This is a genomic window from Pseudoclavibacter helvolus (assembly GCF_049707175.1).
Taxonomy (GTDB): domain Bacteria; phylum Actinomycetota; class Actinomycetes; order Actinomycetales; family Microbacteriaceae; genus Pseudoclavibacter; species Pseudoclavibacter helvolus_A.
Map to the genome: position 1 here is coordinate 47,955 of NZ_JBNAFM010000011.1, position 25,450 is coordinate 73,404.

At 69.9% G+C, this 25,450-nt stretch carries 25 protein-coding genes and 1 riboswitch; of the genes, 12 read left to right on the forward strand and 13 right to left on the reverse strand.

The annotated features are described in order from the left end of the window. Position 1: 1 nt before the first annotated feature. From ACPYN9_RS10390 to ACPYN9_RS10405, 4 genes are read left to right on the forward strand one after another with little or no spacing between them, the layout of a single operon-like run. Positions 2 to 1,840, forward strand: coding sequence for an L-aspartate oxidase (locus ACPYN9_RS10390; RefSeq protein ID WP_424466307.1), 1,839 nt, complete (start codon positions 2 to 4; stop codon positions 1,838 to 1,840). Continuing rightward, positions 1,840 to 2,748 (forward strand): carboxylating nicotinate-nucleotide diphosphorylase, encoded by a 909-nt coding sequence (gene nadC / locus ACPYN9_RS10395; RefSeq protein ID WP_424466309.1) that lies wholly within the window; start codon positions 1,840 to 1,842, stop codon positions 2,746 to 2,748. The genes ACPYN9_RS10390 and nadC overlap by 1 nt, the downstream gene beginning before the upstream one ends. A 1-nt stretch (position 2,749) precedes the next feature. After that, positions 2,750 to 3,916, forward strand: coding sequence for a cysteine desulfurase family protein (locus ACPYN9_RS10400; RefSeq protein ID WP_424466311.1), 1,167 nt, complete (start codon positions 2,750 to 2,752; stop codon positions 3,914 to 3,916). 40 nt (positions 3,917 to 3,956) lie between these two features. Next, positions 3,957 to 4,868 (forward strand): DUF805 domain-containing protein, encoded by a 912-nt coding sequence (locus tag ACPYN9_RS10405; RefSeq protein WP_424466313.1) that lies wholly within the window; start codon positions 3,957 to 3,959, stop codon positions 4,866 to 4,868. A 123-nt stretch (positions 4,869 to 4,991) separates the two neighbouring features. Here ACPYN9_RS10405 and ACPYN9_RS10410 read toward each other — a convergent pair whose 3' ends face one another. After that, complete coding sequence (locus ACPYN9_RS10410; RefSeq protein WP_424466314.1) at positions 4,992 to 5,978, reverse strand: DNA-methyltransferase; 987 nt, start codon at positions 5,976 to 5,978, stop codon at positions 4,992 to 4,994. 55 nt (positions 5,979 to 6,033) lie between these two features. On the opposite strand from ACPYN9_RS10410, the gene ACPYN9_RS10415 reads away from it, so the two are divergent. Together ACPYN9_RS10415 and ACPYN9_RS10420 are read left to right on the forward strand one after the other, a co-directional pair. Beyond that, positions 6,034 to 6,612 (forward strand): sugar O-acetyltransferase, encoded by a 579-nt coding sequence (locus ACPYN9_RS10415; protein WP_424466316.1) that lies wholly within the window; start codon positions 6,034 to 6,036, stop codon positions 6,610 to 6,612. A 41-nt stretch (positions 6,613 to 6,653) separates the two neighbouring features. Beyond that, the gene (locus ACPYN9_RS10420; RefSeq protein WP_424466317.1) at positions 6,654 to 7,310 is read left to right on the forward strand and encodes a TMEM175 family protein; all 657 of its coding nucleotides are present in this window, start codon (positions 6,654 to 6,656) and stop codon (positions 7,308 to 7,310) included. Here the strand turns inward: ACPYN9_RS10420 and ACPYN9_RS10425 are convergent. From ACPYN9_RS10425 to ACPYN9_RS10435, 3 genes are read right to left on the reverse strand one after another with little or no spacing between them, the layout of a single operon-like run. After that, a complete protein-coding gene (locus tag ACPYN9_RS10425) occupies positions 7,307 to 8,443 on the reverse strand; it encodes a mandelate racemase/muconate lactonizing enzyme family protein (protein ID WP_424466319.1) in 1,137 nt (378 codons plus the stop codon). The two genes, ACPYN9_RS10420 and ACPYN9_RS10425, sit on opposite strands and share 4 nt — an antisense overlap. Next, complete coding sequence (locus ACPYN9_RS10430) at positions 8,440 to 9,369, reverse strand: dihydrodipicolinate synthase family protein (protein WP_424466321.1); 930 nt, start codon at positions 9,367 to 9,369, stop codon at positions 8,440 to 8,442. The genes ACPYN9_RS10425 and ACPYN9_RS10430 overlap by 4 nt, the downstream gene beginning before the upstream one ends. After that, positions 9,362 to 10,024: a GntR family transcriptional regulator gene (locus ACPYN9_RS10435; protein ID WP_424466323.1), complete on the reverse strand. Its 663-nt coding sequence runs from the start codon at positions 10,022 to 10,024 to the stop codon at positions 9,362 to 9,364. The genes ACPYN9_RS10430 and ACPYN9_RS10435 overlap by 8 nt, the downstream gene beginning before the upstream one ends. A gap of 121 nt (positions 10,025 to 10,145) precedes the next feature. On the opposite strand from ACPYN9_RS10435, the gene ACPYN9_RS10440 reads away from it, so the two are divergent. The 4 genes from ACPYN9_RS10440 to ACPYN9_RS10455 all read left to right on the forward strand — a co-directional run bounded on the left by ACPYN9_RS10440 (position 10,146) and on the right by ACPYN9_RS10455 (position 15,666). Then, positions 10,146 to 11,471 carry an ABC transporter substrate-binding protein gene (locus ACPYN9_RS10440; protein WP_424466324.1) on the forward strand — a complete coding sequence of 442 codons (1,326 nt, stop codon included), beginning with the start codon at positions 10,146 to 10,148 and terminating at the stop codon, positions 11,469 to 11,471. A gap of 61 nt (positions 11,472 to 11,532) precedes the next feature. Then, a complete protein-coding gene (locus tag ACPYN9_RS10445; RefSeq protein ID WP_424466326.1) occupies positions 11,533 to 12,447 on the forward strand; it encodes a carbohydrate ABC transporter permease in 915 nt (304 codons plus the stop codon). A 1-nt stretch (position 12,448) separates the two neighbouring features. Further along, entirely contained in the window at positions 12,449 to 13,360 is a 912-nt protein-coding gene (locus tag ACPYN9_RS10450) for a carbohydrate ABC transporter permease (RefSeq protein ID WP_424466328.1), read from the forward strand. After that, positions 13,357 to 15,666 carry a beta-glucosidase family protein gene (locus ACPYN9_RS10455; protein WP_424466330.1) on the forward strand — a complete coding sequence of 770 codons (2,310 nt, stop codon included), beginning with the start codon at positions 13,357 to 13,359 and terminating at the stop codon, positions 15,664 to 15,666. The genes ACPYN9_RS10450 and ACPYN9_RS10455 overlap by 4 nt, the downstream gene beginning before the upstream one ends. On the opposite strand, the gene ACPYN9_RS10460 is transcribed toward ACPYN9_RS10455, so the two are convergent. The 9 genes from ACPYN9_RS10460 to ACPYN9_RS10500 all read right to left on the reverse strand — a co-directional run bounded on the left by ACPYN9_RS10460 (position 15,638) and on the right by ACPYN9_RS10500 (position 23,176). Next, positions 15,638 to 16,696: an ABC transporter substrate-binding protein gene (locus ACPYN9_RS10460; protein WP_424466332.1), complete on the reverse strand. Its 1,059-nt coding sequence runs from the start codon at positions 16,694 to 16,696 to the stop codon at positions 15,638 to 15,640. The genes ACPYN9_RS10455 and ACPYN9_RS10460 overlap by 29 nt on opposite strands. Before the next feature lie 30 nt (positions 16,697 to 16,726). Further along, a complete protein-coding gene (locus ACPYN9_RS10465) occupies positions 16,727 to 17,536 on the reverse strand; it encodes an ABC transporter permease (RefSeq protein ID WP_424466334.1) in 810 nt (269 codons plus the stop codon). A 101-nt stretch (positions 17,537 to 17,637) separates the two neighbouring features. After that, positions 17,638 to 17,764, reverse strand: a riboswitch (FMN riboswitch). Between the two features lie 103 nt (positions 17,765 to 17,867). Next, a complete protein-coding gene (locus ACPYN9_RS10470; RefSeq protein ID WP_424466336.1) occupies positions 17,868 to 18,293 on the reverse strand; it encodes an SRPBCC family protein in 426 nt (141 codons plus the stop codon). Positions 18,294 to 18,316: 23 nt separating this feature from the next. Further along, the gene (locus tag ACPYN9_RS10475; RefSeq protein ID WP_424466338.1) at positions 18,317 to 18,859 is read right to left on the reverse strand and encodes a hypothetical protein; all 543 of its coding nucleotides are present in this window, start codon (positions 18,857 to 18,859) and stop codon (positions 18,317 to 18,319) included. Between the two features lie 11 nt (positions 18,860 to 18,870). Then, positions 18,871 to 19,434, reverse strand: coding sequence for an orotate phosphoribosyltransferase (pyrE, locus tag ACPYN9_RS10480; RefSeq protein ID WP_424466339.1), 564 nt, complete (start codon positions 19,432 to 19,434; stop codon positions 18,871 to 18,873). Between the two features lie 62 nt (positions 19,435 to 19,496). Beyond that, complete coding sequence (locus ACPYN9_RS10485; RefSeq protein ID WP_424466341.1) at positions 19,497 to 19,889, reverse strand: hypothetical protein; 393 nt, start codon at positions 19,887 to 19,889, stop codon at positions 19,497 to 19,499. A gap of 232 nt (positions 19,890 to 20,121) precedes the next feature. Further along, a complete protein-coding gene (locus ACPYN9_RS10490; RefSeq protein ID WP_424466343.1) occupies positions 20,122 to 21,219 on the reverse strand; it encodes a GNAT family N-acetyltransferase in 1,098 nt (365 codons plus the stop codon). Continuing rightward, on the reverse strand, positions 21,216 to 22,316 hold the full coding sequence (locus ACPYN9_RS10495) for an LLM class flavin-dependent oxidoreductase (protein ID WP_424466345.1): 1,101 nt from the start codon (positions 22,314 to 22,316) through the stop codon (positions 21,216 to 21,218). Before ACPYN9_RS10495 ends, ACPYN9_RS10490 begins: the two co-directional genes overlap by 4 nt. Beyond that, a complete protein-coding gene (locus ACPYN9_RS10500) occupies positions 22,313 to 23,176 on the reverse strand; it encodes a DUF1684 domain-containing protein (protein WP_424466347.1) in 864 nt (287 codons plus the stop codon). The genes ACPYN9_RS10495 and ACPYN9_RS10500 overlap by 4 nt, the downstream gene beginning before the upstream one ends. Positions 23,177 to 23,420: 244 nt before the next feature. On the opposite strand from ACPYN9_RS10500, the gene ACPYN9_RS10505 reads away from it, so the two are divergent. Both ACPYN9_RS10505 and ACPYN9_RS10510 read left to right on the forward strand, forming a co-directional pair. Beyond that, on the forward strand, positions 23,421 to 24,689 hold the full coding sequence (locus tag ACPYN9_RS10505) for an ammonium transporter (protein ID WP_424466349.1): 1,269 nt from the start codon (positions 23,421 to 23,423) through the stop codon (positions 24,687 to 24,689). 112 nt (positions 24,690 to 24,801) lie between these two features. Next, positions 24,802 to 25,383 carry a hypothetical protein gene (locus tag ACPYN9_RS10510; RefSeq protein WP_424466351.1) on the forward strand — a complete coding sequence of 194 codons (582 nt, stop codon included), beginning with the start codon at positions 24,802 to 24,804 and terminating at the stop codon, positions 25,381 to 25,383. Positions 25,384 to 25,450: the final 67 nt, after the last annotated feature.

Here is a 25,450-nt window from a genome sequence, read left to right on the forward strand (position 1 = left end):
GGTGCAAGGGAGCGGCCGCCTTCGGGTGCTCATCGTCGGCGGCGGCATCGCGGGACTGACCGCGGCGCTCGCCGCGAGCGCGGACGGACACGAGGTGACCGTCGCGACGAAGTCGACGCTCGACGACACGGCGACGGCGCGGGCGCAGGGCGGCATCGCGGCGGTCCTCGACGAGGGTGACGCTCGCGACTCGGTCGCCTCGCACGTGTGCGACACCCTCGCCGCGGGTGCCGGGCTCGGCGACCGGCGAGCGGTCGAGGTGCTGTGCGAGTGGGCGGATGCGCGCATCCGCGACCTGCTTGCCCTCGGCGCGCGCTTCGACCGGGTTCCGTCCGCGAGCGACGACCGGCCGGGCGAGCTCGCGCGTGGGCTCGAGGCTGCGCACGCGCATCCGCGCATCCTGCACGCGTTCGGCGACGCGACGGGACGCGAGCTCCAGCGGGCGTTGAGCTCAGCGGTGCGGGCGGCCGCGGACCGGGGCGAGCTCCGGCTGCTCGAGCACCACTTCCTCGTCGAGCTTGCCCAGGTGGCCCAGGGCGCCCAAGGGGCCCAGGAGCCAGCGCCGAGGCAGCCCGAGCCCGAGGTCTCGGCGGCTTCGCGCGTGGTCGGCGCGTGGCTCCAGGGCCGCGACCAGGCTGACGGCACCGCCCCACGTCTGTTCGCCGCCGACGCGGTGGTGCTGGCGACCGGCGGCGCGGGGCAGCTCTTCGCCCACACCAGCAACCCCGAGGTCGCGACGGGCGATGGCATCGCCGCCGCCTGGCGGGCCGGGGCCGCCGTCGCCGACCTGGAGTTCGTGCAGTTCCATCCGACGGTGCTCGCCGGGTCGGGTGGGGCCCTCATCTCGGAGGCCGTGCGGGGCGAAGGGGCGGTGTTGCGGAACGAGGCGGGCGAGCGGTTCCTGCTCGGCATGCATCCCGACGCCGAGCTCGCCCCGCGAGACGTCGTGGCGCGAGCCATCGCCGACGAGATGGCGAGACAGGGCGGCCGCCCGGTGCGCCTCGACGCCCGGCACCTCGGCCGAGCGTTCCTCGAGCGTCGCTTCCCGAGCATCACCGCCCGCATCGACGAGAGCGGCATCGACTGGTCGAGCGAGACGGTGCCGGTCACCCCGGCGGCGCACTACCTCATGGGCGGGGTCGTGACCGACCTGGACGGACGCACGAGCATCCCGGGCCTCTACGCTGCGGGCGAGACGGCACGCACCGGGGTGCACGGGGCGAACCGGCTCGCCTCGAACTCGCTGCTCGAGGGGGCCGTGTTCGGGCGCCGCGTTGCGGAGGCGCTGGCCGCCGACGCAGGTGCTGCCACTTCTGCCGCTGCTGCCGCTGCTGCCGCTGCTGCCGCTGCCGCTGCCCCAACTGCTGCGGCCACTCTCAATCCCCGCACTGTCCAACAAGAGTGCAATATGCGCCGTGCGAGGCCGTCGACAGCCGATTCGCGCCGAATTTGCACGCCTACTGGTCACACGTTGGCGAACGATGCCGTTCCGACCTTCTCGCGGGCCGCCCTCCAGGACCTCATGTGGGCCTCCGCGGGACTGCACCGCGAGGGCACCACGCTCGAGAACGCCGGGCGCACCATCGACGCCTGGGCCGCGAGCAGACACCAACCCGGGGCCCACACCCAAGCCCACACCCACACCCGCACCCAAGCCACCACGGTCGCCGACCGTGAAGACGACAACCTGCTGCTGCTCGCCCGTCTGACGGTCACGGCGGCGAAGGCTCGCACGGCGTCGCTCGGCGCGCATTTCCGCGTCGACGAGCCAGTGTGGCGCGCCGGGCCCCCCGTCTCCCACTCCAAGTCGCCCCTCCCACAGAAGGCCATGGTGCTCTGATGCTGACCTCCGCCCACATCACCACTGCCGTGACGGCTGCCCTGCTCGAGGACGCCCCGTGGGGTGACATCACGGTCGAAACGCTCATCCCGGCGAAGGCCACCGCGAGCGCCACGCTCGTGGCGCGCGAGGCGGGCGTGCTCTCGGGCATGGACGTGTTCGCGGCGGCGTTTCGGCTGACGGATGCGCGCGTCGAGGTTGAGCGGCACGCGGGCGACGGCGACGTGTTCCGGCCGGGGCAAACTCTGGCCACGGTGACCGGCCCCGCAAGGTCGGTGCTCACGGCGGAGCGGGTGGCGCTGAACTTCGCGCAACGCATGTGCGGCATCGCGACGCTGACCCGGAGGTACGTGGACGCCGTCGCGCACACGGACGCCCGCATCACCGACACCCGCAAGACGACGCCGGGGCTGCGGGCCTTCGAGCGGCATGCGGTTGCGAGCGGCGGAGGCAGGAATCACCGCTTCTCGCTGTCGGACGCGGTGATGGCGAAGGACAACCACCTGGCTGTGCTCGTGCAGCAGTCGGGCCTCGGGCTCACCGAGGCGCCGCTCACCGAGGCGCTGCTCGCCGCGAGGGCTAGGCTCGGCCACACAACGCACGTCGAGGTGGAGGTCGACCGCCTCGACCAGATCGCCCCGGTGCTCGCGGCGGGGGTCGACACGATCATGCTCGACAATTTCTCGCTCGCGGAGCTGCGTGAGGGCGTCGACCTCATCGCGGGCCGGGCGACGGTCGAGGCGAGCGGCGGAGTGACGCTCGACTCGGTGGCGGCGATCGCCGAGACGGGGGTCGACGTCATCTCGGTCGGTGCCCTCACGCACAGCGCGCCCGCCGTCGACCTCGGGCTCGATATGACCGTCGACGTCGCACCCGAGATCGTCACCTCGGCGCGAGCCGGCGCCTGAGATGCTGCACCTCGACGCGGCGGCGACCTCCCCGGTGCGCGAGGAAGCGCTCGCCGCCGCCTGGCCGTTCCTAACGGGGGCGTTCGGCAACCCGTCGAGCACGCACCGGCTGGGCGAGGAGGCGGCCGCGGCCCTTGTGGACGCGCGGAGGAGCGTCGCGGCGGTGCTCGGCTGCCGGGCCTCCGAGGTGGTCTTCACGTCGGGCGGCACCGAGGCGAACAATCTCGCGGTGAAGGGCATCGCCCTCGCGAACCCGCGGGGCAGGCACCTTGTGACGAGCCGTATCGAGCACGAGTCGGTGCTCGCCTCCGTCGACTACCTCGTGCGCTTCCATGGCTTCGAGGCGACGTTCGTCGAGCTGGATGCGCGGGGCCGGGTCACCGAGGCGGCCTTGGCGGAGACCCTCCGCCACGACACAACTCTCGTCTCGCTCGCGACGGCGAACAACGAGGTGGGCACGGTGCAGGACGTCGCCGCGCTCACGGGGGTCGCGCAGGCCCGCGGGGTGCCGTTCCACGCCGACGCCGTGCAGGCCGCTGGCTCGCTCGACGTGTCGATGGCGGCGACGGGCGTGGATGCGCTCAGCGTCTCGGGCCACAAGCTCGGCGCCCCGAAGGGCGTCGGTGTGCTTGCGGTCCGCTCGCGCGTGGCGCTGGAGCCGCTCCTTCATGGTGGCGGGCAGGAGCGGGGGCGCCGCTCTGGCACGGAGAACGTGGCGTTCGCGGTCGCCTTCGCGGTGGCGCTGCGCCTGGCCGATGCGGAGCGCCCGGCGGGGGCTGCGCGCGACGCGTTCATCGCGAACGTGCTCACGAGCATCCCGGACGCGTGGCTGACGGGGCACGCATCCGCTCGCCTCCCCCGGCATGCCTCGTTCGTGGTGCCCGGGGTGAACGGGGAGACGGTGCTGCTTGAGCTTGAGCAGCGGGGTGTGCTGGCCTCGGCGGGGGCGGCCTGCGCGGCGGGCCACGACGAGCCGTCGCACGTGCTGCTCGCCCTCGGCTACGAGGGGGACGAGGCGCGGACGGCTCTGCGGTTCACGTGGGGAGCATCCACGACGCGGGCGGACCTCGAGGGGGTCGCCGCGGCGCTGGCCGAGATCGTCGCGAAGGTCGTCACGAAGGTCGTCGCGAGGGTCGCCTCCCCGACGCGTCCGAGAGCGCTGCAATAAGGTGTGACGTTGCACCACTCCCGCGAGCACTGAGGATGACATGACCTACGGAACCCCCCAGGCCGGCGCTCCGGCACTCGACCAGCCCTACTACGGGGCTCCGTTCCCCGAGGCGATCAAGCGCTTTGTCCTGAAGACGTTCGTGTACCGCGGGCGGGCGAGCCGCAGCGAGTACTGGTGGGCGTTCCTGGTGGCTGCCGGTGTCCCGACGATCTTGAGCATCGTCGGCTCCGGCTTCGATGTCGGGGGCCAGTACGGTAACAGAGGCGTGGCCGCTCTCGGCGTCGTCTTTGGACTGCTGACCTGGCTCGTGAACCTCGCGCTCCTGCTGCCGTCGATCTCGATCACGGTGCGTCGCCTGCACGACGCCAACTTCTCGGGATTCTTCGCGTTGATCGGGCTCTTCCCGTTCCTCGGCCCGATCGCCCTTCTCGTGTTCGCCTGCCTGCCGTCGGTGCCGGCTGGCGCGCGCTTCGACACGGCCGGTCAGTTCGGGGCACCGACGCAGCCCTACGGGCAGCAGTACCCCGCGCAGCAGTACGGCCAGCAGTACCCGCAGCAGCAGTACGCGCAGCAGCAGTACGCGCAGCAGCAGTATGGCCAGCAGGCTTACGGCCAGCAAAATGTCCAGCAGGCGTACGGCCAGCAGCCCTATGGGCAGCAGCCATTCGGGCAGCAGGCATACGGCCAGCAGCCCTACGAACAACAGCCCTACGAGCAGCAGCCATCCGCACAGCAGCCCTCCGCACAGTCGGCGCCCAGCCAGTTCCCGCAGGACGCGCAGCCCGCCCCGCAGCAGCAGATGCACGGCCACCAGACGCGCGGCCAGTACACGGCCCTGCCCTCTTACTCGGCGCCACAGGCAGACCCGTACGCACGCCCGGACGCACGCCCGGACGCAACGCCGGAGGCGGGCACGGCGCCCGCCGATGGCGACGGGCAGGCTCGCTGAGCACAGTCCCATTGCATCCGAGCCAGGCCCATTGCTTCCGAGTCGGGCCGGGTACATCCGAGACAGGCCAGGACACCCGACACGGGCTAATCACATCCGGAACGGGCCGGGCGTCGCCGCGACTCAGCGGCCGCGCTTGGCCCGTTTTGGCGCTGCGGAGAGGAGCCGCGAGCCGTCCTTCGTTAGTTTTCGGTACTCGACGCCCTCGGGGCCGAGGCGCCCGCGCATGGTGCGGAGCGCATCCACAGATGCGTCGACGGTCACGAAGCGGCGCCCGGTCTCGCGGGCGACGGCGGCCGTCGTTCCTGAGCCGCCGAAGAAGTCGGCGACCCAGTCGCCCTCGCGGCTCGAGGCGCGGATCATGCGGCGGAGCAGGCCGGCCGGCTTTTGTGTGGCGTAGCCGGTGCGTTCCTTGCCGGTTGGGGAGACGATCGTGTGCCACCACACGTCGGTGGGTAGCTTGCCGCGCTCGCGTTTCGCTTCGGTCACGAGGCCCGGAGCCATGTAGGGCTCGCGGTCGACCTCGGTGGAGTCGAAGTGGTAGCGCTTCGGGTCTTTGACGTAGACGAGGATCGTGTCGTGCTTCGAGGGCCACCGCTTGGAGGTGCGCGCGCCGTAGTCGTAGGCCCAGATGATCTCGTTGAGGAACTTGTCTCGCCCCACGAGCGCGTCGAGCACGACCTTCGCGTAGTGCGCTTCGCGGTAGTCGAGGTGCAGGTAGAGGGTGCCGGTCTCGTCGAGGAGCCGCCACGCCTCCACGAGCCGCGGTTCGAGGAACCCCCAGTAGTCGGCGAACTCGTCGTTGAACGCGGACAGCTCTCCGAGGGTGTGCTCGTAGCTGCGGCCTTGGAACCCGGTGCGGGTGATCGGTGTGGATGCGGGCGCTTCGTCGTGCGCGAGGGCCTCGCCGAGCTCCGCCGCCTCGACGGCCTCCTCCGCTGGCGACTGCCGCTTGACCCTGATCGACTGCCGCTTCTGCTGCTTGCCGGTGTTGAAGGGCGGGTCGAGGTAGATGACCTGGAAGGCGCCGTCGGGGAGGCGGCGCATGGCGTCGAGGTTGTCGCCGTGCACCACGAGGTCGGGGCCGGCGGCGTTCCACAGCGAGGTCACGTGTCGAGATTAACGTGCCTCTGGCCTGTGGGGGTGCAGGCTAGGGTCTTGTGCCATGACGGTGAACTTCAACGACGGCCGGACCATGAAGCAGCGGATGCTCGCGGGCGATCTGTACCACGCGGACGACGCTGAGCTGTCGGCGGGGGCGGAGCGCGCGACGAGGTTGCAGGCTGAGTACAACGCGACGTTCCCCGTCGACGGGGCCCGCGCCTCAGAGATCCTGGCGGACCTCATCGGTGATCTGGGCGCGGATGTCGCCGTGAAGGCTCCCCTGTACGTCGACTACGGCTCAAACATCTCGATCGGGGCCGGCACCTTCATCAACGTGGGCCTCGTGGCGCTCGATGTGACGCCGATCACGATCGGGGCGCACTGCCAGATCGGGCCCAACGTGCAGCTGCTGACGCCCACGCATCCGCTCGACCCCGAACCCCGCAGGGCGGGCTACGAGGCGGGCGAGCCGATCACGCTCGGCGACAATGTGTGGCTCGGTGGCGGAGTGATCGTCTGCCCCGGCGTCACGATCGGCGAGAACACCGTCGTCGGGGCGGGTGCCGTCGTCACGAAAGACCTTCCCGCGAACGTCGTCGCCGTTGGCAACCCGGCGAAGGTCATCCGCACCCTCGGGTAGCCCCCGGACCACCCCCCTCACGAGCACGGAGCATCCCCCACATGGCTTCACGCACCTACGCACGCGGCACGACCGAGTTCGACCGAGGGCTGACCTTCTTCGACGCCATTTACGCGGTGGCGATTACGATTCTCATCGTGGGCATCGAGCCGCCGACGGCGGATCACTGGGCGAGCTGGGATGCGCTGTCCGGGTCGGGCGTGCTCGGCCAGCTGCTCGCGTTCACGATCAGCTTCTTCGTGATCGCCAACTTCTGGAAGGTCAACCACCGGCTCATGGGCCAGGTGTCGGCCCTCGACGGGGCGCTCCTCAACGCCAACATCGTGGCAATGTTCTTCATCGTCGTGCTGCCGTTCACGACCGCGGCGATGAGCGAGTCGACGCTCGACACGCAGCCGCTGCCCGTGGTCGCCTACGCGGTCAGCATTATCTGCGCGTCGCTCGCCCAGCACATGATCTGGGTTGTCGCGGTGCGGCGCGGGCTCACCGAGAACTCGGCGGCCGCGCGGCGCCGCTCGGCCTTTACGTTTGTCGTGCCCGCCGTGTTTGCGCTGTCGATCCCGGTTGCGTTCCTCTACGGCCCAGACCCGGCGCGGTACACGTGGCTACTGCTACTCCTCACGGGCCCCGTCACGTCGGCCATCCAGAAGCGGATGGCCGCGCGTGACGGCGAGGACTCGGCGGCGACCCCGAGCTAGGCCCAGCCCCACGACCCGTCTGGGCGCACGTTCAGCGCTCGGTGCCAGACGGTAGTGTCGGATGCGCGCAGCGCGTCCTCGTCGATCGTCACGCCCCAGCCCGGTCGGTCGTCGCGGAGGTTCAGGTAGCCACCCTCGGGCACGTACGGGTCTGGGCACCAGGTGGTGTCGTCGAACTTGTACTCGAGGGTGAGGAAGTTGCTGCACGCGGCCGCGAAGTGCACGTTGTGCGCGGTCGCGAGCGGGCCCATCGGGTTGTGCGGCGCGAGCATGACGTTGTGGACCTCGGCGACGGTCGCGATGCGACGCATCTGCGAGAGCCCACCGACGACGGCGATGTCGGGTTGCGCGATGTCGACGCCGTTGGCGTTGAAGAGCGCCAGGAACTCGTGGGCCGAATACAGGCTTTCGCCGGTCGCCAGGGGAACCTGGAGCTTGCTGCGCAGGTGCCCCCAGGAGGCGAGGTGCTCGGGCCGGAGGGGTTCCTCGAAGAACATCGGCTGGTACGGGGCCAGGGCGTTGCCGAGCTCGATCGCCTTGTGGGGCTCGAAGATCTGGGCGTGCGCGTCGAATCCGAAGTCCCAGCGCGGGTCGGACTGCTCGCGCACCGCCGCGAAGTAGGACGCCACCTCGTCGACGACGAGGCCCCACCGGCGCTCGTGGATGTCGCCGCGCCAGGGGCTCAGCTTGAACGACGTGAACCCGTAGGTCTCGTTGAGCTCGGCCGTGCGGTCGCGCACGTCTTCGGGGTCGGGTGCCGAGTACAGCCCGCAGTAGACCCCGACCTTGTCGCGCACTCGCCCGCCGAGCAGCCGGTACACGGGCACCCCGAGGGCGACCGCGCTGATCTCCCACAGCGCGTGGTCGATGGCCGCGATGGCGGCGAGACCGATCGCACCCTGGGGGAAGCGCGCGAGGCGCAGCATCTTCTGCGTGACGTGCTCGACCCGCGTCGGGTCCTCGTTCTCGATCTGCGTGAGCAGGAACTGGAAGATCGGGAACAGCGCCTCGTCCGGCCCGTGGTTATAGGCCTCGCCCCACCCCGAGATGCCCTCGTCGGTGTCGAGGCGCACCAGCACCCTGGGCCGGTCGCCGACGCGGGACAGGAAGGCTTCGAGTCCGACGATCCTCATGCGCTGGCTGCGAGGTCGGCGCGCGGCTGCAACTCGTGCTCAACCGACCACGCGGCGAGGATGCGCGCCACGTGCGCCGCCGTTGCCGCATCTACCTGGGCGCTCGGGGGCCGCACGGCGCGCGAGCCGACGCCGAGCTGCGCGAGCGCCTCTTTGATGACGCTGACGTTGTTGGCGTTCGAGTCGAGCGCACGGAGTTCCTCGAACTCGCGGATCGACTCGGTGAGGCGGCGGGCCGTGACCAGGTCGCTGGCCTGCAGCGCGCGCAGCAGGTCGAGAGACAGTCCGGGGTTGACGCAGACGAGCCCGGAGGTGAAGCCGGTCGCCCCGTGGGCGAAGTAGGACAGCGCGTACGGTTCGGCGAGGCCGGCGATCCACACGAGCTGCGGGGCCGCGCTTCGGACGCGCGCGAACATGACCGGGTCGGCGACCGCGTACTTCACGCCGACGACGTTCGGACTGCGCTGCACCAGCTCGGCGATCATTTCTCCGTCGACCCAGGGGTTGCGGACGTAGAGGACGACGCCCAGCTCGGGGAGCGCGTCGGCGATCGTCGCGTGGTAGTCGAGCCACCCCTGGCGGGAGATGTAGGGATGCACGGGCTGGTGGACCATGACCATCTCGGCTCCGGCGTCGGCGGCGGCGCGGCCGTCGGCGATCGCGGTGTCGGTGTCGAGCCCGATTCCGGCGACGATCAGCGCTCTGCCGTTGGCGTGCTCGGCGACCGCGTGGAGGACCTGGCGCCGCTCGTCGTGGCGCAGGGCGTAGAACTCGCCCGTGTTCCCGTTGGGAGTGAGCACGGTGACCCCGGCGTCGAGCATCCGGTCGAGGACGGTGCGGAGCGTGTCGAAGTCGATGGCCCCGTCGACGAACGGGGTTACCGGGATGGCGACGACGTCCGCGAGGCGGGTAGCTGTCTCATGCATTGTGTTCCTCCAGAAGAGCGAGCGCGTGTTTGGTGAAGCGCCGGATGTGAAGATCGACGAGTCGCTTCGCCTCCTCCGCGTCGCCGCGTTCTGCGGCCTCGAGGATCGCGTCGTGCTCGTGCGCTTCGTGGACCCAGGTGATGCCGTTCTGCCAGGCCGTCACGCTGATGAGCGCCGTCTGGTCGCGGAGGTCGTCGAGCATTGAGAGCAGCAGCGAGTTGCCGCAGTTCGCGTAGGTGAGGCGGTGGAAGTCGCGGTTCGCGATGCTGCGTTCGGCGCTGTCTGCGGCGGCCTCTGACCTCTCGAGCGCTCGGCGCGCGGCCTCCACGTCGATGCCGGCGGCGACCGCGAGCCGCACGGCCTCCGGCTCGAGCAGGCAGCGCACCTCGAACACGGCCCGCGCCATGTCGGAGTCAACGGAGCGAACGACGGCGCCGCGGTACTCCATCATCGAGACGAGACCGAGCCCGGCCAGGGTCTTCAGCGCTTCGCGCACGGGCGTCTTGGAGACACCGAAGCTCGCGGCAAGCTCGGCCTCCACCAACGGCTGTCCGGCCCGAAGCGTTCCAGCGAGGATCGATTTTCTCAGCGATTCGACAACATGCCCAGTGCGCGACAGCGGTGTCGCCATTGGGGCCAGGGGTTCAAAGCTCATGTGGCCCTCCTTCGAGGTCGACCCTAGCATGTTCTGATCGACCATGTATGGTGTCTAGTATATGATCGACCGCATCACCGATTGACGATGCAACGGCAACGAGGCCATGAAAGGAATCGCAATGACGCGTTCTCACCCCCGGAGACGGAAGCTCACCACCGCAGCGCTCGCTGGCGCTCTCACCGCAACGCTGGCGCTCACCGCCTGCGTCGGCGGGGGCGACGTCGGAGAGGACGGCGTTGTGACGCTCCAGCTGTGGGACACCGACACCCGCCCGGAGCGCACGGAGAGCCTCAAGGAGCTCATCTCGATGTTCGAGGCCGAGAACCCGGACATCAAGATCGAGTACCTCGGCCTGCCGACCGACTCCTACATGCAGAAGATCGGCACGGCGATCGCCACCGACTCGACGCCTGACCTCGTGACACCGAAGGCGTCCGACCTCTCCGGCCTCGTCGCCCAGGGCGCGCTCGCCCCGCTCGACGACCTCATCTCGGAGGGCGGCTGGGAAGAGCAGCTCGACCCCGGCCTCGTCGACAGCACGCGCAAGGCTGCCCCGGACGGCGTGCTCTACATGACGCCCGCGACGGCCATCGCCGACACCATCTACTACCGCGCAGACTGGCTGGCGGATGCCGGGCTCGAGGTTCCAGAGACGTGGGACGAGTTCGACGCGGCGGCCACCGCGTTGACCGACCCCTCCTCGGGACAGTTTGGCTACACGATCCGCGGCGGCAACGGCTTCTTCCCGCAGTTCATGGAGATGGTCTACACCCGAGCCGGCATCTCAGAGATCTTCGACGAAAACGGCAAGGCGACGCTCGACGACCCCGCCATCATCGAAGCGGCAGAGAAGTACGCGGGCCTGTACAAGACGACGACCGCCGAGAGCGACCTCACCGCTGACTTCAAGGTGATGATCGCCCAGTTCACCGGCGGCGGCGCTGGCATGCTCAGCCACTCCATCGGCTCCTACCCGACCATGCTGCAGACCCTCCAGCCCGAGCAGATCGCGGTGAACACCCCCTACGCCGCCGAGAACGGAGTCGAGGTGATCGGGCGGCTCACCACCGGCTTCGCGATGTTCGAGCAGAGCGAGCACAAGGAGGCCGCCGCGAAGTTCCTCGAGTACACCATGGGCGAGGAAGGCAACAGCTTCTGGGCGGAGGCCTCCGGCTACATCCCGGGCAACACCGCCGTCTTCGAGGACCAGTGGGTGCAGGACAACCCGGCGATCACCGCTGCCATCGAGGCCAGCCAACGCCCCGACGCGGTCTCGATGAACGTCCCCTACTACCTGCCCGAGTGGACCTCCATCACGGGCACCGAGATGCTCCCCGACTGGCAGCGCGTGCTGCAGGACCAGATGACGGTCACCGAGTTCTGCACCAAGTGGGCGGATGCCCTCACCGAAGCCAACGAGCGGTACCTCGAGCTCACTTCTTGATCCTGCGGTCAAGCCACGCCGTGGCGGGAGCTCTCTCTCCCGCCACGGCGGAAAGGAAATGATGACGAAAACGCTCCCCCAATCCACGCCCCCTCGGGTGAGGAAGAACCGCACGAAGTGGTACCCCTACGCGCTGATCGCCCCAGCCGCCGCGCTGGTTGTGATCTTCCTCGTCTACCCGGTCGGCAGCGTCTTCTACTACAGCCTGCAGCAGTACAACCCGACTTTCCCGATCTACAACGGCTTCGTCGGGCTCGACAACTTCGTCGACATCGCCGCCGACGAGAAGTTCTGGCGCAGCATCGGCTTCACGTTCCAGTGGGTGATCGTCGAGGTCGGCCTGCAGTTCATCTTCGGCATGATCCTGGCGCTGCTCATCAACCAGGCCTTCAAGGGCCGAGGCATCGTCAGGTCCCTCGTCTTCACGCCATGGGCCGTCGCGGGCATCCTCACCACGACCATCTGGCTCCTCATCTACAACCCCACGACCGGCCTCGGCCGGTACCTCGCCGACATGGGTCTCGTGCAGTACGGCACCTCGCTGCTCTCGGGTGAGGGCACCGCGTTCTGGGCCGCCGTGCTCGCCGAGCTGTGGAAGGGCGCTCCCTTCTTCGCAATCCTGATCCTCGCCGACCTGCAGTCGGTGCCCAACGACCTCTACGAGTCGGCGGAGATGGACGGCGCGGGCCGCATCCGCAAGTTCGTCTCGATCACCTGGCCGCACGTCCGCCAGGCCGTCGTCATCGCCACGCTGCTCAGGGCCGTGTGGGAGTTCAACAACGTCGACCTCCTCTTCACGCTCACCGGCGGAGGCCCGGCCGGCTCGACGACGACGCTGCCCCTCTACGTCGCCCAGACCGCCATCTTCGACCGCGAGTTCGGCTACGGCTCCGCGCTGACCGTCGTCGCGTTCGTGATCCTCATCGTGTTCACCGTGATCTATCTCCGAGCCAACCGCTTCGGACGGGAGAACTGAAATGTCCCTCACCACGATCGCTCAGCCCCAAGGGGTCCCGGCTTCCGCCGAGCCCGAGGCGAAGCCGAGCAAGCGGGAAGCCCCGCTCAACAAGCCCCGACCCAAGTCCCTCCTCGACCGCCTCCTGCTCGGGGTGCCGCTGACGATCGCGCTGATCTTCACCCTGGTCCCGTTCTACTGGATGCTGCTCTTCGCCTTCCGCCCCGCGGGGTCGACGTCGCTCGTGCCGTGGCCGATCACCTTCGACCACTTCATCAAGGTGTGGAACGGGAACGGCTTCGGGGTCTTCTTCCTGAACAGCCTGTACGTCGCCGGCGCGAGCCTCATCATCTCCACGGTCATCGGCCTGCTCGGCGGTTACGCCCTCGCCCGCTTCGCGTTCCGAGGTAAGTCGGCCTTCGTCCTGATCATGCTCTGCACCCAGTTCATCCCCGGCGCCATGCTGCTGATTCCGCTGTTCCAGGTGTTCAACGGCCTCGGCCTCACCAACTCGCTGTGGGCGCTGATCATCTCCGACACGGTGTTCCAGCTGCCGCTGTCGCTCGTGCTCATGGCCGGGTTCATCCGGAACGTGCCCATCGACCTCGAGGAGCAGGCGTGGGTCGACGGATGCTCGCGCTTCCGCGCGTTCATCACCGTCGTCTTGCCGCTGCTGAAGCCGGGCATCGTGGCCGTCGGCTCCTTCGCGTTCATCAGCGCCTGGAACAACTTCCTCTTCGCGATCATGTTCATCACGTCGCAGGACCAGTTCACGATCCCGGTCGGCCTCAGCTACCTGCTCGGTGAGTTCGGTACCGACTTCGGCGCGCTCGCGGCAGGTGGCGTCGTCGCCGTGGTTCCCGTCGTCGCGGTCTTCGCCTACGTGCAGAAGTACCTCGTGCAGGGCCTCAGCGCGGGAGCGGTCAAGGGATGAGCGCGGGCGAGCAGACGAGGCCCTGGGCGGACACCGCGCTCCCCCACGACGAGCGGGCCGACGCGCTGCTCGCCGCCCTCACGGTTCGCGAGAAGGTCGCGCAGCTCGGCTCGATCTGGCCGCAGGACGCGTCGGATGCGAACACGGCCGGCACCAGCGTCGCGCCGATGCAGGACTCGATCACGGACGACAAGACGCTCAACGAGCGCATCGCCCACGGCATCGGCCACATCACGCGCGCCTACGGCACGGGCCCCGTCTCCCCCGCCGACGGGCTCGAGCGGCTGCGCGCCCTGCAGACGCGAGTCGTCGAAGCGCAGCGGCTCGGCATCCCGGCGATCGCCCACGAGGAGTGCCTGACCGGGTTTGCCACGCTGACCGCCACCGCGTATCCGACCCCGCTCGCCTGGGGTGCGAGCTTCAACCCGGGGCTCGTCGAGCAGATGGCGACGCGCATCGGCGAGGATCTGCGGGCCGCGGGCATCCATCAGGGGCTGGCGCCCGTGCTGGATGTCGCCCGGGACTACCGGTGGGGTCGCGTTGAGGAGACGATGGGCGAGGACCCACACCTCGTGGGCCGGCTCGGCACCGCCTACGTGCGCGGGCTCGAGTCGGCGGGCGTCATCGCGACGCTCAAACACTTCGTCGCCTACAGCGCATCCCGGGGAGGCCGCAACCACGCCCCCGTGTCGGTCGGGCGGCGCGAGCTGGCCGACGTGCTGCTGCCGCCGTTCGAGGCGGCACTGGTCGATGGCGGGGCCCGCTCGGTGATGAACTCCTACACCGACATCGACGGAGTACCCGTCGCCGCAGACCCGAGTCTGCTGCGACACCTCCTCCGCGACACCTGGGGCTTCACGGGCACGGTCGTCTCCGACTACTGGGCCATTCCCTTCCTCGCCTCGACCCATGGGGTCGCGCGAGACAACCTCGAGGCGGGCCTGCTGGCGCTGCGAGCCGGCATCGATGTCGAGCTGCCGTTCAGCGTCTCCTACGAAGACGCGCTCGCGGCTCGCGCGGAGACTGACCCGGAGCTCTCCGCCCTCATCGACGAGGCGGCACGGCGAGTGCTGCTGCAGAAGATCGAGCTCGGGCTGCTCGACCCCGACCGTCGGCTCGTGCCGCAGCCAGGGCAGGCCCTGACCTTCGACTCCGACGCCAACCGCGACGTGGCACGGCGGCTCGCGGACGAGTCCGTCGTCCTCCTCGCCAACGACCAGCGTCGCCTGCCGCTGCGCCTCGACGCCGGAGCGCGCGTGGCACTGCTCGGCCCCATCTTCGACTCCCCCGTCACGATGCTCGGCTGCTACGCGTTCCCGAACCACGTGCTCTCCGCGCATCCGGAGCTCGACCCAGGCCTGCCGATCGCATCGCTGCGCGCCGCCATCGAAGCCGAGTTCCCCGCCGCGGAATTCACGCATGCGGAGGGAGCCTCGATTCTCGGAGCACCCTCCGCGGGTCTCGACGAGGCGGTGGCCCTGGCCGCGGCCAGCGACCTCGCGATTGTCGCGGTCGGCGATCGCTCCGGGCTGTTCGGCGCGGGAACCTCGGGTGAGGGATGCGACGCGTACGACCTCGAGCTTCCAGGGCAGCAGGGCGAGCTCGTCGAACGCGTCCTCGCCACGGGCACACCCGTGGTGCTCGTTGTCGTCTCCGGCCGCCCCTACGCGCTCGGACGGTACGTGGGCCGCGCGGACTCGATCGTGCAGGCGTTCCTGCCCGGGGTCGAAGGCGCCTCCGCGATCAGCGGCCTGCTCAGCGGCCGAGTCGAGCCCTCCGGACGCCTGCCCGTGCAGATCCCGCGCGACCCCCGCGTCTTCACGACCTACCTGCAGCCGACGCTCGGGCAAAAGGCCGACGGCATCACCGTCGTCGACCCCACCCCGGCGTTCCCCTTCGGCCACGGGCTCGGCTACGGCGCCAGCTCGTGGCAGCTCGCGGGGCCCGTGCCGTCGACGATGCGCACCGACGGACACCTCGACCTTCCGGTCCGGCTCAGCAACGACGGCGACCGCCACGCCAACGAGGTCGTGCAGGTCTACCTGGAGCAGCGCGGGCGGTCCGTCGTGCTCCCGGAGCGCAGGCTCGTGGCCTTCGCCAAGACCGGCGTCGCACCGGGGTCGAGCGTCGAGCTGCGCATCCGGATCCACGCGGACGTCACGGCCTACGCCGACAGCGACGCGCGGCGCGTGGTGACCCCCGGCCCGGTGCGCTTCATCGTGGCGCGATCGGTGGGCGACGAAGGGTTCGCCGTGGAGGTCGAGCTGGAGGGACCGCCTAGCCCTGCGGCACGTACGCGTTCGTGAACGCGTCGCCCTCGAGGGGCTTCTCGAGCAGGCCCTGCTCGTCCATGAAGGTCGCCATCGTCGCCCACACCTCGGCGTCGTTGGTGAACAGGGGCTGGCCATCCTGCGCCGACAGGAACGGGATGGTCGCCTCGAGGGTCGCAAGCGCGTCGCTCTTCGCCTCGTCCGTGTAGAGGGTCGGGATGTACTCGGCGGCGATGTCGATCGACTCCTCGGGGTTGTCGATCACGTACTGCGTCGCGAGGGCCAGCGCCTCGAGCACGGGCGAGATCGTGGAGTCGTCGCCCTCGATGATCGAGTCGGCGACGCCCAACGACGGGCCGACGAGGGTCGGAGCGTCCGCCGGCGCGATCTCGATGGTGCGCACCGGGAAGCCGGCCTTCTCGAACTGCACGGCATCGTTGTTGACGTAGCCCATGACGCCGTCGACGGCGCCCGTCGTGAGGGCGGCCTGCTGCGTGTAGCCGATGTGCTCGATCTTGACGTCATCGGAGGTCAGCCCGTTGCTCTGCAGCAGCGAGAGGAGCGCGAAGTACGTCTGGCCGTAGGGGCCGGGCGTGCCGATCGTCTTGCCGCGCGCATCCGCGGCCGTCGTGATGTCGGAGTCCGCCGGCACGATGAGCGTCGCCGGGTAGGTGTTGTAGAGGGTCGCGACTGAGGTGACCGGGATGTCGGCGGCGCGCGCCTGCGTGATCTCGTCGCCGCCCGCGTACACGAAGTCCTCGGTGCCGTTCGCGAGGGCCCCGAAGAGGTCCTCACCCTCGCCGTGGTGGCGCAGCTCGACGTCGACGCCCTCGTCCTCGAAGAAGCCCTTCGCCTCGGCCACGTAGAACGGCACGAACTGAATGTTCGGGGTGTACGTCAGGCCGATCGTCACGGCGCCCGCCGGCTCGGCCGTCGCGTCGGTGGCGTTGCCGTCGGCCGAGGGCGAGCATCCGGCGAGGACGGCCACGGCGGCAACGGCGCCCGCGGCGATGAGGGAGCGCAGGGCGCGCGAGCCGCGGCCGGAGCTGGTGAGGTGAGTATTCATGGTCGTCTCCTGGTTGAGAGCAGGTGCAGGTCAGGCGGGGAGTGGTTCGTCGGCGAGCACGCGGGCGCGTCGCTTCGTCTTGGGTTCGTCGTCGTTCCAGGTGACCGCGTTCTGGAAGAGGCGCATGCCGATGTAGAGGGCGACGGCGAGGAGGACCAGCATGAGCAGGGTCGAGAAGATGCCGGGGATGTCGTTGGCGTCGCGGTTGAGGGTGAGGAGCATGCCGAGGCCCCTGCCGCCCATGGTGAACTCGCCGACCACGGCGCCGGTGATGGAGAGGGTCACGCCGGCTCGGATGCCGGCGAGCACGCTCGGGAGGGAGAGCGGGGCCTCGACCCACCACAGCAGCTGGTACCAGTTGGCACCGTCGATGCGTCCCGCCTCGATGACATCCTGCGGGAGCTGGCGCACGCCGAGGACTGTCGTGACGATCATGGGGAAGAACGACATGATCGCGCAGAGCACCACGGTCGGGGCGAGCCCGTAGCCGATCCACAGCACCAGCAGCGGGGCCAGGGCGATTGCCGGGACGGCCTGCGAGGCGGCCACGTAGGGGGTGATGGCCACGTCGACCCACGGGAGGCGGGCGATGAGATAGCCGAGGGGAACGGCGACGAGGATGGCGAGGAGGCTGCCGAGGAGGGCGGCCGAGAGTGTCACCCAGGCGTGGGCGAGCATGGGCCCCTTGGTCACGTCGAGCCAGAAGCGCTCGGCCAGTTGGCCGGGGGCCGGGAGGAACTGGGGCGAGATGAGCCCGGCGGTTGTGACGAGCCACCACACCGCGAGCACCGCGACCGCCACCGAGAACGGTGCGAGGATGCGTGCTGACGTCGTGTTCATCTACCCGGCTTTCGTGGAAAGCTCCGGGGATGACGAGGCGCGTGGGCTCGCCGAACGGGTCAGCGGGTTCCACGAGCTGACGGTACGCCGAGGCGTGCCGTCACGTGCGCCTCCCTTCCGGACTTTCACCGTCGGTTCCGGAATTTCACCAGATCAGCCACCCCCTTGCGGGAGCAGGTCGCGGACTATCACCGCCGGCTCGGAATTACACCGACCCCGGAGCACGTGGACTCTGCCGTCAGACTACGACAGGTCCCCGGGAAGTGCGAGAACGTGACGCTCCGCGTCAAGCGAACAGCCCGAGCTCACCTGTGTGCCGGGCGGGGCCGCCTTACTGCGCGGCCTGCGCCTCCGCGGTCTTCTTGGCGTTGCGGAGCTCGTTGGCGATGGCGGCGGCGGCGATCGGCTTGGCGAGGCCGAGACGTTCGGCGACCCCACCCGCGTCGAACTCCGCATCCACGGTCACTCGCGTGCTCGCGGCCGAGATCGACTCGGTGCGCACCTCGGCGGCGAACGACTTCCGCCCCTCGACCGACTCCCAGCGCAGGCGCTTGCCTGGCTCGTTGACGACGACGCGAGCGTCGATCGAGCGACGCTGTCCGACGAGCTCGACGTCCCAGCGAATGAGGTCGGGGCCGAGCACTTCGACGTGCTTCACGATGCTGAGGACGCTCGGGAGCGACTCCGGCTCGGCGTAGAGGCTGAAGAGCACGTCGACGGGCACGTCGATGTCGATGGATTCACTCACGAAGGTCATGCGATGAGCGTAGCCGCCGCGAGCTATCCGCCAGCCGCGAGCGAACCCGTCGTGGTCTCGCCTGGCGTGGAGGCGAAGCAGCGGTAGCCGCGGAGCCCCGTGTCCCAGTCGGCCTGGTCGAGCGGGTAGCTGGCTTCGATGACGAGGCCGGGGACGGAGGCCGCAGCGGCCGTGTCGAGCACGTCGGGTGCCTGGCAGGTGATCTGCGCGCGGTCGCGGAGGGCTTCCTCGCCCGGGTACGCGTCGTCGCCGGCGAATGCGGCCGCTTCGACGTCGGCGAGCAGCTGGCCGGAGTGCTCGACGCCGCAGTCGACGACGTCGAAGCGGGGCTCCCACGCGGACACGTAGTTCTGGAAGCACTGGCCGGGTTCGAGGAGCGACGCGTCGACGCCGGGGAGCGGCACTTCGGTGAGCGGGGTGGTCGACGCCTCCGGCGCCGGGGCACCGTCGCCGAAGGGCTGGAGCCAGACGCCGAGGGCCACCCCGCCGAGCAGGAGGACCGCGGTGAGGGCCCCGAGCACGGCGCGGTTGCGGCGCTTCGCGGGGATGGCGTCTGGCTCGGTCACGCGGTCAGCGCCTACGCGAGGCCCAGGTCTTCGAGGCCGATGGCGGCGCGGTACGGGTAGCCGGCGGCTTCGATGATGCCCTGCGCCTCGGTGGCACGGTCGACGATGACGGCGACGCCGACGACGATGGCGCCGACCTCCTTGAGGGCCTCGATGGCCTTGAGCGGCGACCCGCCGGTCGTTGATGTGTCTTCGAGCACGACGACCCGCTTGCCTTCGAGGTCCGGCCCCTCAACCTGCCGGCCGCGGCCGTGGTCCTTGGGCTCCTTGCGAACGACGAAGGCGTTGACGACCTTGCCCTGGGCGAGCCCCTGGTGCATGACGGCGCTGGCGAGGGGGTCTGCGCCCATCGTGAGGCCGCCGACCGCGTCGATGGGCTCGCCGGTGAGGGTCTCAAACTCGGCGACGAGGTCGAGCAGCACGCGGCCCATGAGCGGGGAGGCGCGGTGGTCGAGGCTCAGCTTGCGGAGGTCGATGTAGTACGTCGCCTTCTTCCCGCTCGTGAGGGTGAAGTCGCCGTGGAACACGGCTTCGTCGCGGATGAGTTCGATGAGGGCGTCGCGGTCTGTCGTCACGGTCCTCAAGCCTAATCGCCCGCCGAGGGGCGAGCTACAGCGGGGCCGGCCCCGGGTCTGGCTCAGAGGCGGGGCACGGCCACCGCGTCGGCGATCGTCGCGTCGGGGTGCGCTCTGCGCCATTCGAGGAGGGCGGCGCCGGTGGGCAGCCCGTGCTCGTCCCACCTCGGCGGCCGCGGGCTGCCCGCTGCGATCGCCGGTCCGGGTGCGCCTTCGCGGGCACTCATCGGATCCTGGATCCCGGTGGTGGTGTCGTGGCCGTGGGTCTCTGTCACGCTGTTCGTCTTCATCACGCCTCCTCCGGCCGACTTGTGGCTGGCCTTCGTTGTCTCGGGATGCCTCCGGTGCTGCGAGTCGAGCTGGTCCTGCGCGGTGCTGTGCTGGTCCTGCGCGGTGCTGTGCTGGTCGTGCGTGGTGCTGTGCTGGTCCTGCGTGGTGCTGTGCTCCAACGGCATCAAGCACCCCGGGGGCCTGTCAACTTGAAGGGGGCGCGCCGCGGGCATCCGAGACCGGCACGGTCATTCTCAGGGAACTCTGCGAGCCGCGTGATGACGGGGTGGATGCGCGGCCGGGGCCGACGGCGGCCCGCCAGCTGGGAGGACCCTCCGACTTCGCGGTCGCGCGTGTGCTCGCCTGTGCCGGCCCGGGGCCCGTGGCCCGTGACGCCGCGCCGCAGGGGTGTGAGGCTCAGACGTCGATCGTGAAGGCGAGCAGCTGGAACGGCTCGCGCCCGTCGCCCGGGTCGACCGTGCGAACGCGCGACTCGAGGGCCCTGAACCCGAGGCGCTCGTACAGCCGGTGCGCTCGCACCATCTGCGGCCCGCTGTTCATCACGACGCGACGGAGGCCGCGGAGGCGGGCGAGTTCGATGACGAGCTTCGTGAGCACCGCGCCGACCCCGCGCCCGCGGGCATCCGGGTCGACGGCGAGCAGCCGGAAGTCAAGCTCGTGGGCGCTCTCGGGCAGCTCGGTGAGGTGCTCCCCCGGCTTGGGGGTGACGACCGAGCCGAGCAGGGCGCCGCTCCGCGCATCCACGGCAACCCACACCTGGTGGGCGGTGGCGCGGTCGCGGACGGCGACGATGTCGTCGCGGTAGCTGCCAGAAAGCGTGTACTCGAGCTCGTAGGCGCGCAGCGAGAGCTCGGCGACGGCGTCGATCTCGTTCGGGTGCACGAGGCGCACGACGACGCCGGGATCGTGGTCGACGTCAGGTTGCAGCTGGAGGCGGTAGTCGATGTGGGGGATGCGCCCCTCGGCCGCCTGCGCCTCGTTCGGCTCGTTGGTGCGCTGATAGCCGAGGCCCTCGTAGAGCGCCTGGGCGGCGAGGTTCTCGCGCCCGGTGTCGAGCACGAGGGCGGATGCGCCCCAGCCGAGTGCGGTCTCGCTCGCGGCGAGCATGAGCTTGCGTGCGACGCCGAGCCGCTGCGCGGTCGGGGACACGGCGAGGAGGCGTACTTCGGCCTCGTCGCCGACGGCGAGCCGTGCGGGGCCCGTTCCGGCGCGGGCGATGCTGAGGGTGCCGAGGATCTCGCCACCCAGGTCTCCCTGGCCCTCGGCGACGAGCACGCTGCCTGCGGCGGCCCGTGCCTCGACGTCGCGCACGAAGCGCCGCCGCTCCTCGCCGACGGGCAGGTGCCCGTATGGTCCGGCCGCGAACGCGGCCTCGCTGACGCGCACGACCTCGGGCCAGTCGGCGGGCAGGGCCTCGCGGACGAGCACGAGTGGGTGCGCGAGCGGTCGCGCGACGCTTCGACCGGAGGTCGGCACGGGTGCGGTCTGGGTCATGCGGCGGAGGCTCCCACGGCCCCTGCGCTGAAGGCGTGATCGCGCTGCGCATCGCCGTCGCCCCAGAGGGTCGTCGGGAACGCGTCACGGAGCGCAGGGATGACCTCGCTCGCGAAGGTGTCGAGCTGCTCGAGCTGCGCGTCGTGCGTGAGGGTCGTCGGCAGGCTGATCGACTGCAGGTCGTGGTCGAAGGCCTCGTGGAAGCGGGCGATCTTGTCGATCACCTGCTGGGGGCTGCCGACGAGGGCGGGCCCGTCGGCGATGGCGTGGTCGATGTCGCGGAAGATGGAGTTGTTGCCAGGCACGTTCGTGGCGGCGACGAGGGCCTCGTACACGGGGCCGTACTGCTCCTTCGCCTCCTGGGAGGTTCTGGCGATGAACAGCGAGCCGGCGCCGGCACCAACGTACGCGGTGCTGGGGTCGTGTCCATGGCGCTCAAACTCGTCGCGATAGTGGCGCACGAGCACCTCGTAGTTGCGCAGCGGCTGGATGGCGTTCGCCGAGAAGAGCGGGTCGCCCCACTTCGCGGCAAGTGCGGCGGAGGCGAGAGTCGTCGCGGAGCCGTGCCAGACGCGCGGCGGGCCGGCGTACGGCCTGGGCAGGGTCGTGACCTTCGTGAGCGGACGCGTGAACTCGCTGCCGGGCCAGTCGAAGTCGGTCTGCCGCCACAGCTCGCGCAGGAGCGCGTACTTCTCGGCGAGCAGCTCCCACTGGTCGTCGATCTCGAGGCCAAAGAGCGGGAACTGGGCGACCTCGTTGCCCTTCCCGATCGTGATCTCGAGGCGTCCGCGCGACAGCTGGTCGATGGTCGCGAAGTCCTCGGCGACTCGCACCGGGTCGAGGATCGACAGCACGGTCACGCCGGTCTGCAGGCGGATCGTCGACGTCTGCGCGGCGATGGCTCCGAGGAGCACGCTCGGGGACGACGACAGGAAGCGACCGGCATGCCGCTCGCCGACCGAGAAGGCGTCGAAACCGAGCTGCTCGGCCCGCACCGCGAACTCGAGGGTCTCGTGGAGGCGCTCCGAGGGGCTCAGCTGCTCGCCCGTGACCGGGTTGGCGACGTACGGGACGATGTCGAGGACCTGAAACCTCACGAGTCTGCGTCCTCGCCCGCCTTCGCGAGGGGTGTCTTCTCGCCGGCCTCGATGCCGACGGGGAGGCGGTTCTCGGATGGCGGCAAGGGGCAGGTCGCGAGGACGGTGTAGGCACAGGGGAGGTTCACGGCGCGGTTGAAATCGACGATCACGCGCCCCTCCGCATCCGGTGCCGGGATCGTGAGCGCGCGGTTGGCGGCGTACGTCGTGAGGCCGCTCGTCGCATCCGTGAACAGCACGAGCAGCGAGCCGGGCTCGTGCCCGTTGAACGCCGTCAGCGAGAACTGCTCGCCGCGCAGCTCGAACGTGACCTTGCCCGGGGAGGCGTAGACGTGCTCCAGCCCCTCGACGGCGGCGCCGACGGTGACTTCGCGGGGCTCGTCGAAGGCCTCGAAGGTTCCCTCGGCGCGCCAGCGCAGGTTGGGGAGGTAGGTCGGGGTTCCCGTGTAGGCCGCGAGGTAGCCGTAGTCGGGGTCGCGGGGGCGCACAATGGTGAAGCCCCCGCGCTTGGCGATCTCGATGAGCACCTTGCCGGCTCGGGCGGAGACGCCGTCGCGTTCGGCGATGCAGGGGAAGCGGTGGAGCCTGGGGCCCTGAAGCAGGAGGCCGTCTGCCTCGAGCGTTTCGCCGTCGGCGAGGTCGACGATGGCCTGCCCGGCTTCGAGCGACCAGGCGCCGGGGATGCCGTCGATGCGCTGCGGTGCTTCGGTGAGGAAGGTGAGGCTGGTCACGGCGAGGAACCCGTGCCCGTCGGTGCGCCGCTGCTCGTGCGCCACGTGCCACTGTTCCCAGTCGCGGTTGAACTGGGCGCGGTCGACGCCGCCGTCGCGGGCGAGGGTGGGGGAAGCCGAGATGCTCATGCCGGGATGGTAGGCAGACGCCGCCCGCGACCGTTAGGTGAGCGCTACGCCGGGCTACTCAGGGCGTCACATTGCGCAAGGCGGGGCTCTCGTCACAGGCGCTTTCCCGCGACGTTGCGGAAACACAACCGCAACACACTCCGTTCGCCCGCGTAACACCACCGCCGCGCAGGTGAAACAGCGCGAGCGCACCATGAGTGCACCCGACGCCCACGTGCGTCCCCTTGCAGAGAGGTCTACAACGATGGATCAAGGAAATACCGCATTCATCCTCTTCGCGGCGGCGCTCGTGCTGCTGATGACACCAGGGCTGGCCTTCTTCTACGGCGGCCTGGTGAAAGCGAAGAGCGTGATCAGCATGATGATGATGAGCTTCGGTGCGATCGGCCTGATCGGCGTGCTGTGGGTGCTGTACGGCTACTCGATCGCCTTCCCCCAGGCGGAGGGCCTGAGCCCGCTCTTCGCGATCGACCCATCGGCGATGGGCCTCTCGAGCCTCCTCGAGGTCCCGGAAGGCGCCGCGTATCCGCCGCTCGCGTTCGCCGCCTTCCAGGCGACCTTCGCGATCATCACCGTCGCCCTCGTCTCCGGCGCGATCGCCGACCGGGCGAAGTTCGGCTCGTGGATGATCTTCGCCGGGATCTGGGCGACGGTCGTCTACTTCCCGGTCGCCAGCTGGGTCTTCAACTTCGGCCTCGCCGATGACGGCTCCTTCGCCTACGGCGGATGGATTACGTACGGCCTGCAGGAGACGTTCGGGGTCGGGGTCATCGACTTCGCCGGAGGCACGGCGGTGCACATCTGTGCCGGTGCCGCGGCCCTCGCGCTGGCCCTCGTGCTCGGCCGCCGGGTCGGCTTCGGCAAGGGAGCGCACGTGCCCCACAACCCGCCGTTTGTGCTCCTCGGCGCCGGCCTCCTCTGGTTCGGCTGGTTCGGCTTCAACGCCGGCTCGGAGCTCGCGGCCGACGGGGTGGCGGCCCTCGCCGTCATCAACACGATCGCGGCCCCCGCGGCGGCGCTCCTCGCGTGGCTCGTGGTCGAGAAGATCCGCGACGGCAAGCCCACCTCGGTCGGTGCCGCATCCGGTGCCGTGGCCGGCCTCGTTGCGATCACCCCGGCCTGCGCATCCCTCGACCCTGTCTGGGCGATCCTCCTCGGCGTCATCGCCGGCGCGGTCTGCGCCATGGCGATCGACCTGAAGTTCAAGCTGGGTCTCGACGACTCGCTCGACGTCGTGGGCATCCACCTCGTCGGCGGCCTCATCGGAACCCTCTACCTGGGCTTCTTCGCGAACGGCACCGGCCTCTTCCTCGGCGGAGACGGCACGCAGCTGCTCGTGCAGGCAATCGCGGCCTTCGCGGTCATGGCCTACTCGTTCGTCGGGGCGTTCGTCATCGGGTTCGTCATCCACAAGACGATCGGCTTCCGGGTCAAGGACGAGGACGAGATCGCCGGCCTCGACACCGTGTCGCACGGTGAGGCGGGCTACGTGCTGGAGGATGCGCGCGTGTAGCGCCCGCCGCCTCGCTCGCCGAGCGACCGCTCACCGACCATGAAGGTGGCGGCTCAGTTTCCCGACTGGCCGCCACCTTCCGGACATTCCGCCCCAGATTGGACGCCGTTCGATGAAGATCGTCACGCCGCAGTCGCTGCCCCGGGAACGGCTCGGCACCGACCTCCGCTCCGGGAGCGTCCACGAGATCTGGCGCGACCCCGACGACGTGGTCGACCCGAGGTGGAGCCTGTCGCTGGTCGACGTGAAGCGGAACGTGAAGTCGCTGCACCGGCCTGAGGGCACGGTCGACCACTGGTTGGGCATCAGCGGGCCGCAGCTGCGGCTCGTGGATGGGACGCGGCAGGAAAAGGTGCGGGCCGACCACCAGATCGTGGTCGAGTCAACGTCGCCGCTCCTGCTGCTGCGCAGCTCCATCGGCCGTGCGAAGAGCACCAGGCTGCTGCGGGTGACGCGGAAGACAGAGATGCAACCCATCATTCTCGGTCGCGTCTTCGTGAGCGACCCGATTGAGTTCGATGCCGACGTGCGGGCCATCTACCTGATCAGCGGGCGGCTGCGGGTCGGCGAGGCCGATCTCGCCGAGGGCGAGGCCGTGATCTTCGATGAGGCGGCGCCGCCGGCCATGCGCTCCGACGGGGCCTTCGTGGCGACCATGGCGATCCCCTGCCTGGAGCCCCCACCCGGCTCATAGGCGAGCATCCGCATTAAGTCAAGAGATTCAGGTCTAACTGCCCGTTTTATTAGCGTCATCTGGCGCG

Bases quoted from the DNA above. Each gene is read 5' to 3' on its own strand.
- ACPYN9_RS10425 (WP_424466319.1), bottom strand. From the start codon at position 8,443: ATGAGGATCGTCGGACTCGAAGCCTTCCTGTCCCGCGTCGGCGACCGG.
- nadC (WP_424466309.1), top strand. From the start codon at position 1,840: ATGCTGACCTCCGCCCACATCACCACTGCCGTGACGGCTGCCCTGCTC.
- ACPYN9_RS10415 (WP_424466316.1), top strand. From the start codon at position 6,034: ATGACGGTGAACTTCAACGACGGCCGGACCATGAAGCAGCGGATGCTC.
- ACPYN9_RS10405 (WP_424466313.1), top strand. From the start codon at position 3,957: ATGACCTACGGAACCCCCCAGGCCGGCGCTCCGGCACTCGACCAGCCC.
- ACPYN9_RS10450 (WP_424466328.1), top strand. From the start codon at position 12,449: ATGTCCCTCACCACGATCGCTCAGCCCCAAGGGGTCCCGGCTTCCGCC.
- ACPYN9_RS10440 (WP_424466324.1), top strand. From the start codon at position 10,146: ATGACGCGTTCTCACCCCCGGAGACGGAAGCTCACCACCGCAGCGCTC.
- ACPYN9_RS10435 (WP_424466323.1), bottom strand. From the start codon at position 10,024: ATGAGCTTTGAACCCCTGGCCCCAATGGCGACACCGCTGTCGCGCACT.
- ACPYN9_RS10510 (WP_424466351.1), top strand. From the start codon at position 24,802: ATGAAGATCGTCACGCCGCAGTCGCTGCCCCGGGAACGGCTCGGCACC.
- ACPYN9_RS10465 (WP_424466334.1), bottom strand. From the start codon at position 17,536: ATGAACACGACGTCAGCACGCATCCTCGCACCGTTCTCGGTGGCGGTC.
- ACPYN9_RS10455 (WP_424466330.1), top strand. From the start codon at position 13,357: ATGAGCGCGGGCGAGCAGACGAGGCCCTGGGCGGACACCGCGCTCCCC.
- ACPYN9_RS10420 (WP_424466317.1), top strand. From the start codon at position 6,654: ATGGCTTCACGCACCTACGCACGCGGCACGACCGAGTTCGACCGAGGG.
- ACPYN9_RS10460 (WP_424466332.1), bottom strand. From the start codon at position 16,696: ATGAATACTCACCTCACCAGCTCCGGCCGCGGCTCGCGCGCCCTGCGC.
- ACPYN9_RS10500 (WP_424466347.1), bottom strand. From the start codon at position 23,176: ATGAGCATCTCGGCTTCCCCCACCCTCGCCCGCGACGGCGGCGTCGAC.
- ACPYN9_RS10470 (WP_424466336.1), bottom strand. From the start codon at position 18,293: ATGACCTTCGTGAGTGAATCCATCGACATCGACGTGCCCGTCGACGTG.
- ACPYN9_RS10430 (WP_424466321.1), bottom strand. From the start codon at position 9,369: ATGCATGAGACAGCTACCCGCCTCGCGGACGTCGTCGCCATCCCGGTA.
- ACPYN9_RS10490 (WP_424466343.1), bottom strand. From the start codon at position 21,219: ATGACCCAGACCGCACCCGTGCCGACCTCCGGTCGAAGCGTCGCGCGA.
- ACPYN9_RS10400 (WP_424466311.1), top strand. From the start codon at position 2,750: ATGCTGCACCTCGACGCGGCGGCGACCTCCCCGGTGCGCGAGGAAGCG.
- ACPYN9_RS10485 (WP_424466341.1), bottom strand. From the start codon at position 19,889: ATGCCGTTGGAGCACAGCACCACGCAGGACCAGCACAGCACCACGCAC.
- ACPYN9_RS10505 (WP_424466349.1), top strand. From the start codon at position 23,421: ATGGATCAAGGAAATACCGCATTCATCCTCTTCGCGGCGGCGCTCGTG.
- ACPYN9_RS10445 (WP_424466326.1), top strand. From the start codon at position 11,533: ATGACGAAAACGCTCCCCCAATCCACGCCCCCTCGGGTGAGGAAGAAC.